Consider the following 13,305-nt stretch of genomic DNA (forward strand, 5'->3'; position numbering starts at 1 on the left):
CAATCCTGTAGGAGCGAAAATCACTAAAAAACCTCCAACTTGTTGATCACTTTTTCAGCAATCAGATCCAGCGGCAAATAATAGGTGTGCACGGCCCAGACCGCAGCGGGAACACCGATCAGAATAGCCATGACAACCATTATCCAGGCGACCCGGCGCCGGATCATCTCGCCACGAGAGGGCGCATAGGGAATGGTTGCGATCGGCCATACATCAAGCTTGTTAATCAGGTCTTCGGGCCGGCGCACGGAGCGGTTCAGAAGCTCCAACAACAGAACTAAAGCCGCGCCCAGCAAGATCCCAAAGGCAATGCCCCCTGCGGCAATGAACATGCGATTGGGTTTTGTCGGCGAACTTGGTGCCACGGGATATTCGATCACCGAAATGCGCTGACCCTGCGAGGTCACTTCGATCCGCTCACCAGTCGATGCTGCGGCCAAACGGTCGACAGCACTGTTGTACTGGGCCTGGATGTTGTCATGATCCCGCTGCAGTTCCGCCAACGTGATCGCGTTGGCCGGGGTCTGGTCGATCGTCAGCGTCAGCTTGGCAAGGCGATCCGCAATCGAAACCCTCTGGTCCTCAAGCGCCGAAATTTGGGAATCCAGCTGGGCCAGTTGCAGATCCAGCGTCGAATTGCCCGTCTGAGGGTTAGTCGGCACAGCACTGGCCGCCTGCTCGGCAGCCACCGTCTCTTCCAGCTTGGCAATTCTGGCCCGCAGAAGCCGTATCTGTGGATTGGCTTCCGAATAAATCGCGCGCTTCGAGTCAAGCTCGTTCCTCAACTGCTCCAGCTGCAACTGCGAGGGTGTTTTGTTTTGCTGCGTTATGCCAACGATCTGTCCGGTCGAACCGTAAATCTCCAGAAGTTTTTCTCGCTCGCTTTTTTTTGAGAAAATCTGCTGATCCGTTTGTTCGAGGTTGGTCTGCAACGCCCCTTGCTGCGCCAGCCGGAACTGCAGGCTGCTTGGCAGGGCGCTGGAGTTCTCTCTCTCGAATTCCAGAATACGGGCGCTGCGTTTATCCAACTCGTTGCCAAGGCGCTCAACTTCCTGCTGGAAAAAGCTCAGCGTGTCTGACGCGCGCCCTTTGCGGTAAGACACGTCGAGCTTCTGGATTTCCGTCAGGTATTCATTGAGCACCCCGGCGGCAATCTGACCGGACCGGGCCTCAAAAGAAATACTCATCAGGCTGGCCTGGTTCAGGCCCGAGTTGATGCGGATTCGGGTGCTCGACCGCATCGCGTCAACAATTTGATCCGGGGTTGCCTCGCTCTGGTCGGGCAATACGGAAATCTGGCGGGCGATATCCAGAAGGACCGGCCGTGTAAGCAGACGCTGTTCAACGATCTGCAACTGTTCGCCGGCCGAGGTATTGACGGTACTGGCCGCAAGGTTGCCCGGAATCTGAGGCGACTCAACGATCAGCCGCATCTGCGACACATAGGTCGGCGGCAAGGTCATCGCGACGATGACGGACGTCACCGAAACAACCAGCGCCACAACAAGGAAATACGGAAGCCGCCTTAGAAAAATGGAAAAATAGTAACGAACCGGACCCATCTCAGACCGTCAGCTCCTTCTCAAGAGAGTTGCCGCCAAAGAACACACCATCCTCGACCACCTGATTGACGACGCCTTCATTCACCTTGTCCGCTTCACTTGTCCAGGCATAGAGTAAGGCGAAATCACAAAACTGGTTCACCAGACGCGGAACACCACGGGTCTGCTGAAAAATCAGCTTGCAGGCGTCTTCGGTGAATTCCTCTCCCGAGCCACCAGCGGTCTTCATCCTGTGCCTGATATAGGCTTTGACCGAGGCCTCATCCATCCGTTCCAGATGAAAACTTGCCGCCACCCTTTGCGTCAGTTGCCGCATTTTAGGGTCCAGAACCATATCGCGCAACTCGGGCTGTCCCACCAGAACAAGCTGGATCAGCTCATCCGTGTTTGCGTTGATGTTGGTCAGCATACGTATTTCTTCCAGACCTTCGACGGTCAGGTTCTGCGCCTCGTCAAAGATCAGAACCACCCGGCGCCCTGCGGCATATTCCGAGACCAGAAAATCCTGCAGCGCCCGAAACAGCTGCACATAGGTTGCATCTTTCTCGATCGGTAAACCCAGGGCGTGCAACACCCATTGCAACAGCTCTCCCCGCCCGCCTTGAGCGTTTGAGATCAGCCCAACGGTGATGGATTGCTCCATTTCGCTCAGAAGATGCTGAACCAGCGTCGTTTTTCCCGCGCCGATCTCACCCGTCAGCACGGTAATCGGTGCGCAACTCATGACCCCGAATTGCAGGACCGAATAGCCACGCTTGTGAAGCGGCGACCAATACATGAACCCGGGATCCGGAAGCAGTGTGAAGGGCCGCCGGTCAAGCCCGAAGAATTCTAGATAAAACCCGTCACTGGACGCCATAGCACCACGGTTGCCTTCCGCATTGTCAAACCTGATCCTGGCCCCCCTGAAATCATCTGAAATCGTACCCTGAACCACCAGTAAACCCTTATACAATGCAGATTATCACATGAACTAAAAAACACTTGGTGACTACTCTGCCATAAAATCAAGATAGTGAGCATTACTAAAATTCACAGCTTCCAAATTGACGCTTTGCCCCTTTCAATCCGGTAAAATCCAAATCATTGTTTCCCAATGTCTTTACACAGGCCGCCTAAATGAGCGGCACCGAGTCTCTGAAGACGCCGCCTGCCAGAAATACATCTGATTTCCGAAATTGGAACCAAAGCCGCCAAACCTTGCCTATTATCCGCTTTTTCGAACAAATATCCTGCATACACTCCCCGATTGGTCTAAAAATTTTGCGGAGGCAGCCTTCTGCAGGTCTGGTTTGTCACGCACTTGGGACAACCCCTTTTATGATTAATGTTTTGCAAGCGGGCAGGAATTTGTTAACACTTGGCAAAGGAGGTCTGCCTGTGATGTAAGCAGAGGCAGAACTTAATCAGACATAAAAATATAATACTTTTCTTATATAAGTAAGTTTGAGGTTGAGCGTAGTAAGTTCCTAAGTTTTGTAAGTGGTTCTCGGGTATGAGTTGTGTGTTGGGGGTTTAAATAGTGACAAGTCATTCGAAAGAGGTGGCCAACGCTGGCGCGGGCTACCCTAACATCTCTGTTATGCGGGCCCCGGCACAGTCTTCGGGGTTTTATAGAAGCACAGGGAAGCGCATCTTTGACGTTGCATTCGTGTTATTTGCGGCGCCGTTTGTCGCGCCGGTGGTTCTGGCTCTTGCTGTATTTCTGGCCTTCCAAGGCGTTACGCCGTTTTATCGGCAGGAACGGGTCGGCAAGAACGGTCAGGTGTTCAAGCTGCTGAAACTACGTACCATGGTGCATGACGCCGAGACGGTGCTGAAGGACCATCTGGCAGCCAATCCCGAAGCACGCGCGGAATGGGATCGGAATCAGAAGCTGCGCAATGACCCGCGCATTATCAAGTTCGGCTCGTTCCTGCGGAAGTCCTCGATGGATGAACTGCCGCAATTCTGGAACGTGCTTGTGGGTGACATGTCCACGATCGGCCCCCGGCCGATGATGGTGAACCAGCAAAGCATCTATCCCAGCACAACCTACTATTCGATGCTTCCCGGCATTACCGGGGCATGGCAGGTTTCAAAGCGGAACAATTCCTCGTTCGCCGAGCGTGCGCATCACGATACCGAATACTGGAAGAACATGTCTTTCACCTCGGATATTTCCATCCTGATGCGGACGGTTTCCGTTGTGCTGCGCGGCACCGGCTGTTGACGGCCTGACCCGCTGCCGGGTGTAATCCAGGCCAACCACCTTTCCTTCGGCGCCGGGTAATGAGCATGTCCATCATAAGAAGAATATCCCTTGTGGCCAGCAATCGTCTGGCGATTGTCTTTTTCGCCTTGTCTTTGGTTCTCAGTGCCTGCGATTCAGCCGAGGAGCGGGCAGAAGCGCATTTCCAGGCCGGTCTGACCCATTTGGAAAACGGCGATGTCGAACGCGCGCTGGTCGAATTCAGGAATGTCTTCAAGCTGAACGGCCAGCACAAAGAGGCGCGCCTGACCTTTGCCCGGCTCGAACGCGACCGCGGCAATATCTCAGCCGCATACCGGCAATATCTGCTGCTGGTCGAGCAATATCCGGACAACCTTGAAGGCCATCGCGCTTTGGCGGAAATGGCCCTGGGTATAGGGAACTGGGAAGACCTGCGCCGCTATGCCGGGGCGGCAAAGGACCTTGCCCCCGATGACATCGAAATCAAATCGCTCAACAACACGCTGGCCTATACCGATGCGGTCAAGGCCAACAACGATGCCGCAGCAGCCCGCACCATCGACACGGCCCATGAAATCCTGAATGACCGCCCCGATCTGATGACTGCGCGTCAGATTGTCATCGACGATCTGGTCCGGACCCAGGATTGGGCGGCTGTGTTAGAGCAAACCGATAGGGCCCTTGGCTTTGCCCCGGAGCAGAGCAATTTATATGCCATTCGGCTGCGTGCCTTGCAGGAGTTGCAAAAACCCGAAGAGATCGAAAAGCAGCTGATGCAGATGCTGCAGATCTTCCCCGAAGATACCAGCGTGCAGCAGATGCTGTTCGAGCATTATGTCAACCAGAACAATCTGGAAGCCGCCGAAGGTGTTTTGCGCGATCAGGCAGACCCACAGGCACAGGATCCGTTTTCGATACAAAGGCTCATCGCGTTTCTGACAGAGCACCGTGGCTCTGACGCGGCAATTGCCGAACTGGATGACATCATTGCGACCGGGGGGACCAATGCACCGCGCTTCAAGACCATGCGGGCGGCGCTGAAGTTCCAGCTTGGTGACACGCAAACCGCGCTTGGCGAGATGCGGGAATTGCTTGAAGGTGCCGAACGCACCACACAGACCCGCGACAGCGAAGTGGAACTCGCCCGGATGCTGCTGATTGTCGGCGAGTCCGACGAGGGGCGAGCTGTGATCGAAAAGGTTCTGACCGAAGACCCAACACAGACCGAAGCGGTAAAACTGAAGGCCGCCTGGCTGATCGAGGAAGAACAAACCGGCGATGCGATCGTGCTGTTGCGCGAAGCGCTGCACCAGACCCCTCGGGATTCGCAGCTGATGACCCTGATGGCCCGCGCGCATGAGCGCAACGGCGACCGGGAACTGATGGGTGAAATGCTGGCGCTTGCGACAGAGGTGTCCCAGAACGCACCGGAAGAGACGCTGAACTATGCCCAGCACCTGGTTTCAGGAGGCGATCTGGAAATCGCCGAACGTATTCTGATCGACGCCCTGCAGCAAAATCCTGAGAACCCGGATTTGTTGCTGGCACTCGGCACCGTGTATCTGAACCTGCAGAACTGGGAACGGCTCGAGGTGGTGCTGAACACTGTCCGCGCTCTGGACGATCCCGATGCATTGCGGCGATCAAACGAGATCAAAGCGCAGATGCTGGCGACCCAGGAACGCAAGGATGAACTGGAAGCCTTTCTGCAGGAACTGGCAAATGACCCTGAATTCGGGCTGTCCGCCGATATTGCCCTCATCCGGCTGATGCTGGCACAGGGCGACGTGGCCGGTGCTACCGAACGCCTTGATGAGTTGCTTGCAGAAGACCCGGGCTCGCTGATCCTGCGGTTTGTGAAAGCCCGCGTTCTGACCGGTGAGGGAAAGTTTGACGATGCCGAACAGCTCTACCGCGCCATCCTTAAGGATCACCCGAATGCGGCCCGCGCCTGGACCTCTCTGTTTTCGCTGCAAATTCAGCGCGAACAGCCCCAGCAGGCCCGCGCCTTGCTGGATGAGGCACTGGCCGCCCTGCCCGAGAACCCGGAACTTCTGATGCTGCAGGCGGCAGAACACGAACGCGCCGGAGAACTGGATCAGGCGATTGCAGTCTATGAAACGCTGTACCCGCTCAGCAACCGGTCTCTGGTTGTGGCCAACAATCTGGCAAGCCTTCTGACAACCCACCGCAGCGATGATGAAAGCTTGGAGCAGGCGCAGCATCTGGCGCGGCGACTGCGCGGCACAAGAATACCCGCCTATCAGGACACCTATGGCTGGGTCGCCTATCGGCTGGGCCGCTATGAAGAGGCGCTGATTTACCTCGAACCTGCGGCCAGAGCCTTCCCAGATCAGCCCTTGGTTCTTTATCATCTGGGCAAAGCCTATGCCGCGGTTGATCGGACAGACGAAGCCATGCGCGCCTTTCAGGCTGCCCAAAAGACCGGGGTTGCGCTGGATATTTCCCCGACACTTGAGGAGGAAATCGAACAATTGAGCGCGGCAAACGTCGCCGGGCAATAAAAAGAGCGCTGTATTTCTGCCGCATCTTGCCCGCTTCAAACATCCTTTGGATTGTCTAGAAAGTTGCGTACGGGCATAAACGAAGAGAAAAAGTGAAAGATTTGAATATGCGTACAGTTATCGGATCATTGATCACTCTTGTCATTGCCATTGTCGTGGCAACGGGATCATGGGCGCAAGGCTCATATCAAATCCAGCCGGGCGATGCACTTCAGGTCGAGGTTCTGGAAGATCCTACCCTCAACCGGACCATTCTGGTTCTGCCCGATGGCTCTATCAATTTTCCTCTGGTCGGCTCATTGCGGGCCGCCGGTCAGTCCACCAACGGGCTAAGCTCATCCCTCTCTTCGGCACTGTCCAGAAATTTCAATACACCGCCGACCGTATTCATCTCGGTCGCATCTCTTGCGCCGCCGCCGTTGCTGGGCGGGCTGGCCCCGACTGGGCCGACGATCGAGGTTTTCATAATGGGCGAGGTCAACGTACCCGGAAAGCATCTGGCGACCGAGGGAACGACCATTCTTCAGGTTTTGGCGCAGGCCGGTGGCCTGACCAATTTCGCGGCTCGCAAGCGCATAGAATTGCGCCGGGCTGACACTAAAACAGGCGTGATGAACAGATATACCTACAATTACAATGGCTCGGGCGGGGGTATTCAGGGAAATACAGTACTTAGACCCGGAGACGTTGTTGTCGTGCCAGCACGCCGCTTGTTCGAATAGGGGCTTACAGGTGGGGAAATCCAGGAACAGGCTATCCACCGCACTGGGGGGCGGGGTGGTTTTTGCAGTTTCGCTGACACCGGCAATCGGGCAACAGACCCAGATACCGCAGGCCCCCGTACAGCAGGCGACGGCACAGCCAACAGCTTCGGCGCAAACGACCCTGCAACAGACAACCGTGCCGTCAACGGTTGTCCAGCAGACGCCCAGCCAGCAGTTGATCACGCAACGGGCCCAGCAGAACCCGGCCCGGCAGGTTGGTCTGCCCACAACCGGTCTGGCGACCGGCACGGGATCGGGTTTGAGCGTCACGCTGGATTATCTGACATCGCTCCGGCATGACAACAACCTCAGGCTGACCGACCCTTCGCTCGGGTCGACAACATGGTGGGAAAACACGCTTGCCCTGAGCGTCCTCAGGCAAGCCTCGGATTCCACTCTGGCCCTTGATCTGTCGGGTTTGTACCGGATCGCCAACGAGCCGATCATCGGGACGGAATCGTCGTTTTCAGATCCATCCGCGCAGCTGGCATATCAGCGCACCCGGTCGAACAGCCAGCTTGGTCTGATATTGGACTATACCGAACAGGATCTGGCCTTCAACCGATCGCTGACAGACACCAATTTCGACGGGATCATCGACTCTGCCGACGTGATCGGCACCGTCGGAGATCAGGTCAACACCCGCGCAAATCTGGACTGGGCCGTGGGCCTGAACGCCCCTCTGGGGTTCCAGTTCAACTACAGCCACCGCGAACGCCGCTATAGCAATACAATCGATCCAAATCTGTTCGAGAACAGTTCAGACATCTACACCGCAACCACGCTGTTCAGGTTTTCACCAGTTCTGCAGGGAAATCTGAGGGTCAGTTACGAAGATTTTACGGCGGATGACAGCGTGCAAACCGACCGGCAGACAACGACCGTCACAGCGGGCGGGACCTATAATATCTCTGCCATAACCACGGTCACCGCCAATGCCGGATACACCCAGGTTGATGACACGGAACGCGCCACCAATACGAATAATGTCACTGAAGACTTCGTCTGGAATTTTGCCTGGAACAAGACGCTGGCCGACGGCAATGCCGATGTGCAGATTGACCAGATTTTTGGGGTGAACGGCTCCAGACTTAATGCCACCGCCGGACGCAGCTATCGGCGGGCCAATGGATCATTGGGTTTCAATGTCGGGTTCACCCGAGGACCGTTTGATGAGATCACCCCGATCGGTCAGATCGACTATTCGTACCGGCTGCCCAGTTCCCGGATCGGGGCGACGATCCAGCGCCGGGTCGGCACCAGCACCGACAGTCTGGAAACCCGCCAGACACTGGCCTTCCTGACATATGATTATTCCATCAACTCAGTGTCCGGTCTGTCCTTCAGCCTTGATTTCATCGACCAGGAAACCGAAGGATCCGGTCCGTCGAACCCACGCCAACGCGGCACATTCAACGCGTCTTACACGCGCGCGATCACACGGGACTGGGCGGTGAACGTCGGATATCAATACGAAAGGGATGACCAGAACGGCTTTACCGCAAGTTCAAGCTCGGTCTTTTTAACCCTTGGGCGGCGGTTCATCCTAAAACCCTGACCGGTTTTCACAGCAGTCTGTAATTTCGAACAAACCCACCCAAATAAGATGATTGTTTCCACGCAGGATCAAAAGCCCGCGACCCCGAACCACCGGAATTCCAGATCACATCCGATTGTGCATGATGAAAAGCGATGCAGCATTTCGAATCGAAAGACAGCCGTAACAAGGTGATTGAGGCGGCCCGAATGTCCCTGCCGGCCATCAACGCCGCCGGACTGTTCTGGTTTGTCCTGCTGCTGGTCGGATCGGTCCCCGTTTTCTGGATCGGGATTGTCTCGCTGGGCGCGGCGTGGAGCACCCCTGAATACAGCCACGGACCGCTGATCCCCATCATCTCGCTGTATCTGTTCCTGCGCGAGCTGCGCAATTACCCGCCCGCCACTCCAGCCGTTTATGACCGCTGGCCGGGCATCGCGATCATTGTCGTGGCCCTGGCCATTGCCATTCTCGGCAATCTGGCGCGCATTCCGGATATCGTCACCTATGCGATGATCATCTGGACGGGCGGCGTCATGCTGATCGTGTTCGGCTGGCAGCGTGGCAAGTACCACCAACTACCCGTGATCCATCTGGTCTTCATGTTGCCCTTGCCGCAGTTCGTCTATTGGAAGCTGACGATCTTTCTGCAATGGGTGTCGTCCGAACTCGGGGTCTGGTTCGTACAGCTGGCCGGTGTCTCGGTTTTTATCGAAGGCAATGTCATCGATCTGGGGGTCTATAAGCTGCAGGTGGCCGAGGCCTGTTCCGGACTGCGCTACTTGTTCCCGATCCTCAGCTTTTCGTACCTGTTCGCCCTGCTCTATCGCGGCCCGGTCTGGCACAAGGCTGTGCTGCTGATCTCGGCCGCTCCGCTGACCGTTCTCATGAATTCGGTCCGCATCGGCGTGATCGGCGTTCTGGTCAACCATCACGGCATCGAACAGGCCGAAGGGTTCATGCATTTCTTCGAAGGCTGGATCATCTTCCTGCTCTGCGTGGCCATTCTGTTTTTCATGGCGATCGGGCTGCAGCGCCTTGCCCCCGATCCAAAACCCTTTGCCGAGACAATCGATCTGGATACCGACGGGCTGGGGGCTATCGCGCTGCGTATTTTCAGCATTCGCGCCTCGGTCGCGCTGGCGCTGGCGGCGCTGCTGACCCTTGCGGTATCAACCGCCTGGACCCTGCGGCCCGACGCGGACGTGCAGCCCATCGAACGCGATCCATTTGTCCTGTATCCCCGCCAGCTTGGTGACTGGTCCGGGTCGACCACCAGCCTTGATCCCAAGGTCGAACAGACCCTGGGCGCGGACGACTATCTCAATGCCACCTATATCGACACCGGGTCCGGTGATTTCGTGAACATGTTCGTGGCCTTCTACAACAAGCAAACCGATGGCGATGGCATCCATTCGCCCGAGGTCTGTCTGCCGGTCGGCGGCTGGGAAATCTTCAGTCTGGAACCCTATGAAATCAATCCCGGCAATACCTCCTATGGCACCTTTACCGTGAATCGCGCGGTGATCCAGAAAGAGCTGTCAAAGCAGCTTGTCTATTACTGGTTCGAACAGCGCGGCAAACGCATGGTCAACGATTTCCGCGCCAAGATAAGCGTCATTCAGGACGGGTTCACCATGGGCCGGACCGATGGCGCATTGATCCGCTTCGTGACCCCCATCCTGCCCGGCGAAACCGAGGCTGACGCGGATGCCAGGCTGCAGCGTTTCATGGAACCCAGCCTGAGGCCGCTGCCCCGCTTTGTCCCGCAATGACAGCCATTCCAGATATGAGTGACCAACCCATTTCTTTCCCCTATTCAGCACGGCGCATGTGAAGGAGATATTTCCAGAACACGATCAATTTACACGGCTGCCAAACCTTTGCCGCATGACAGGTGTATCTAAAATTTCAAACCACTTCCGAGCCTAATAACTGTATGGTGAGGTGGTTCTGATTATTCGCCGACAAAACGTTCTGATTATTGAGTATATGAAAAGTATGAGTGTACGGCAGAGATGAATACGTCGATCCGAAGTGACGGCCAGCGCATGGTGCTGATACTGACCATATGCGTCAGTCTTGTTCCGTTGGTCGTGACACCCGTCCTGCCTCTGACCGATTTCTACGCCCATATTGCGCGCTACTATGTTCTGGCAAACCTGCCGGATTCGAATGCGCTGCAACAGTACTACGAATCCGCCTGGCAACTGCTGCCCAATCTCGGCCTCGATATTGTGGGGGTGAGCATCATGAAGGTGCTGCATCCGCTGCTTGGGGCCAAGCTGATTGCCGGGCTTATCATCGCGGCGCCCTTTGCCGGTGTTCTGTACCTATCGTATGTCCTGCATGGCCGGATCACGACGCTGAACGTGCTGCTGGCCGGGTTGGTGGCCTATAATCACATCCTGATCTGGGGGTTTTCGAACTTTCTGCTGGGCCTAGGCGTTCTTTTAGCAGCGACCGGATACTGGATTGCGACGCAGAACCATCCGGCGCGCCAGTTGCTGGTGACGGCTGTTCTGGGTCTTTTGCTGTTTTTCATCCACGGCTTTGCATTTGCGCTTTGGGGTCTGATCCTGGGCATGGTCGAGCTGTCGCTTGCGCTTCGGGCCGGGCATTCGGGGTTTGCCGCCCTTGCACGACGGGCCGGCAGACTGGCTTTGATTGCCGTCGCCCCGGTTCTGCTGTTCCTGCAGACGAAAACCGCGGGTGGCGGCGCAGCCTCACCGGTTTCAAACCTGCTGGCGCATGCGGAAAAAGGAACCCTGTGGGACCGGCTGAGTACCGAGGTTTTCCTGCGCATCGACGGCTTTCTGCGGGTAGCGGATTCAACCTGGCGCTCGTTCGACTATGGGTTCGGCGTTATTTTGTGGGGCGCGCTAATCTGCGGCCTGCTGGCCGGTGTCTGGCACATCGACAAACGCATGAAGCTTGCCGTTACGCTTTGCGCCGTGCTGGTTGTGATCATACCGCCCAACCTGTTTGGGGTCGGACATCTCAGCGAGCGGACCCCGCTTCTGCTGCTGACGCTTCTGGCGGCCAGCCTGTCTCTGAATCCGGATGCAAAACTATCGTATCGGCAGGCAGCGATCGCAACGCTTGCCGGGCTGTTGCTGGTTCGAAATCTGGTGCTGACCACCGGGTGGTATCAGGATGGTAGGAACTACGCGGCCTTCCTCGACGCGCTCAACACGCACGACACGCTCAGCCTGGGTGCGGGGGCCTATCTGGAGGACACCAGAAACCCGCAGATGTTCAGGCCCAGCTGTATCCCCTTGTCGTTTCTCATGGTGTTCAACGGGACCGCTGTGCCGACATTCGCCAATCCCACACAGCAGCCCATTCGGCTGGTCGGGCCACTGAACGATATCCAGACGGCAACCCGGCAGATCAGCGGGGATACGGAATACACGGTGCCCTCGGCGCTGGCTGTCCTGTCACAGGCAAAGGCGGAAACTGTCGTGGTCTGTGCGGTGGATTCCTTCCGGCAACAGGTTGATGGTTTCAGGATACTGGCCGCAGCCGAGCCGTGGACGCTGTATCAACGCGCAACATCCCCATAGCCCCGCCTTCAGGATATGATTGACCCAGAGACCCATAGATGAAAGCAAGCGCTGCGAGCATATCACCCACAGGGACCGCCAGGTTCATCGCGGACCGCGCGGACGGTCGCGATAACAATTTCAACCTGATCCGCATTCTTGCGGCCAGCGGTGTTCTGGTGTCGCACGCTTATCCCATCAGTTGGGGCGGAAAGGCCCCCCAGCCCCTCGAAAACCTGCTGCACGGCCTGACACTGGGAACGGTCTGCGTATGGATTTTCTTCGCCATTTCAGGATTCTTCATCACGCGCAGCTTTGATCGGCAATCATCCGTGGTTTCGTTCCTGACCGCCCGGGTCTTACGGCTGTTTCCCGCCCTTGCCACAGTGCTTGTCGTGACCATCCTGGTGGCCGGTTTTGTGGTGACCGATGCTGATCCGTCTGTGTTCTGGGCCGCGACCGGCGAGTATTTCGCGCGCAACATGCTGTTGTTCGATCTGAAATACGACCTGCCCGGCGTGTTCGAATCCAACCCCGGCGGGGCCGGGATCAACGGCTCGCTCTGGTCGTTGTCCTATGAAGTCACCTGTTATATTGGTGTCTTTATTTGCGGCCTTCTTGGCCTGCTTAGAAACCGAAAGGCCTTTGCCGGAATAACGCTGCTGTTCCTGTGCATCTATGCCGCAACGATGGCTTTGCAGCTTAACCCGCGCATCGATCAACTTGCGGAGCTTGGGCTGACATTCCTCACCGGAATGGTGTTTTACATCTGGCGCGACAAAATCCCTCTGTCTTGGGGCGTGCTTGCCGCGGTGACAGCCGTGACCGTCGTCGCCTGGTTCACACCGCTGTTCATGCCCGTGTTTGCTGTCAGCCTGTCTTATGCGGTGTTCTTTGCCGGATACGCCAAAGTACCGCTGCTGCTGCGCTACAACCGGCTGGGCGACTATTCCTATGGCGTTTACATTTACGCCTTTCCCATCCAGCAGCTTGTGGCGCAATCGGGGGTCACGACCCCTGCCATAAACATGGCCATCGCGATGCCCTTCACCCTGATCTGCGCCGTTCTGTCCTGGCATCTGGTTGAAGCCCCGGCCATGAAACTGCGGCACCGGATCAAAGTGCCGGGGCGCATCAAGACCAAGCAAGTCGCCAAATAG

10 protein-coding genes are annotated in these 13,305 nt (G+C 56.6%); 8 read left to right on the forward strand and 2 right to left on the reverse strand.

Annotated features, from left to right (window positions below):
* Positions 1 to 23: 23 nt before the first annotated feature.
* On the reverse strand, positions 24 to 1,562 hold the full coding sequence (locus tag ACR0K5_RS20750; RefSeq protein WP_480631446.1) for a GumC family protein: 1,539 nt from the start codon (positions 1,560 to 1,562) through the stop codon (positions 24 to 26).
* A 1-nt stretch (position 1,563) separates the two neighbouring features.
* Positions 1,564 to 2,517: an ExeA family protein gene (locus tag ACR0K5_RS20755; protein ID WP_480631447.1), complete on the reverse strand. Its 954-nt coding sequence runs from the start codon at positions 2,515 to 2,517 to the stop codon at positions 1,564 to 1,566.
* Between the two features lie 164 nt (positions 2,518 to 2,681).
* Between ACR0K5_RS20755 and ACR0K5_RS20760 the strand changes: the two genes are divergently transcribed.
* The 8 genes from ACR0K5_RS20760 (at position 2,682) to ACR0K5_RS20795 (ending at position 13,305) form a co-directional block, all read left to right on the forward strand.
* Entirely contained in the window at positions 2,682 to 2,951 is a 270-nt protein-coding gene (locus tag ACR0K5_RS20760) for a hypothetical protein (RefSeq protein WP_480631448.1), read from the forward strand.
* A 133-nt stretch (positions 2,952 to 3,084) separates the two neighbouring features.
* A complete protein-coding gene (locus tag ACR0K5_RS20765) occupies positions 3,085 to 3,774 on the forward strand; it encodes a sugar transferase (protein WP_480631449.1) in 690 nt (229 codons plus the stop codon).
* A gap of 65 nt (positions 3,775 to 3,839) precedes the next feature.
* Positions 3,840 to 6,299 carry a tetratricopeptide repeat protein gene (locus ACR0K5_RS20770; protein WP_480631450.1) on the forward strand — a complete coding sequence of 820 codons (2,460 nt, stop codon included), beginning with the start codon at positions 3,840 to 3,842 and terminating at the stop codon, positions 6,297 to 6,299.
* Positions 6,300 to 6,406: 107 nt separating this feature from the next.
* Positions 6,407 to 7,021, forward strand: coding sequence for a polysaccharide biosynthesis/export family protein (locus ACR0K5_RS20775; RefSeq protein WP_480631451.1), 615 nt, complete (start codon positions 6,407 to 6,409; stop codon positions 7,019 to 7,021).
* 55 nt (positions 7,022 to 7,076) lie between these two features.
* Positions 7,077 to 8,621 (forward strand): hypothetical protein, encoded by a 1,545-nt coding sequence (locus tag ACR0K5_RS20780; protein WP_480631452.1) that lies wholly within the window; start codon positions 7,077 to 7,079, stop codon positions 8,619 to 8,621.
* 134 nt (positions 8,622 to 8,755) lie between these two features.
* Entirely contained in the window at positions 8,756 to 10,375 is a 1,620-nt protein-coding gene (xrtD, locus tag ACR0K5_RS20785) for a VPLPA-CTERM-specific exosortase XrtD (protein ID WP_480631453.1), read from the forward strand.
* Between the two features lie 243 nt (positions 10,376 to 10,618).
* Complete coding sequence (locus ACR0K5_RS20790; RefSeq protein WP_480631454.1) at positions 10,619 to 12,166, forward strand: hypothetical protein; 1,548 nt, start codon at positions 10,619 to 10,621, stop codon at positions 12,164 to 12,166.
* Positions 12,167 to 12,204: 38 nt separating this feature from the next.
* Positions 12,205 to 13,305 (forward strand): acyltransferase family protein, encoded by a 1,101-nt coding sequence (locus ACR0K5_RS20795; protein WP_480631455.1) that lies wholly within the window; start codon positions 12,205 to 12,207, stop codon positions 13,303 to 13,305.

Source organism: Ruegeria sp. AB9 (assembly GCF_056542585.1).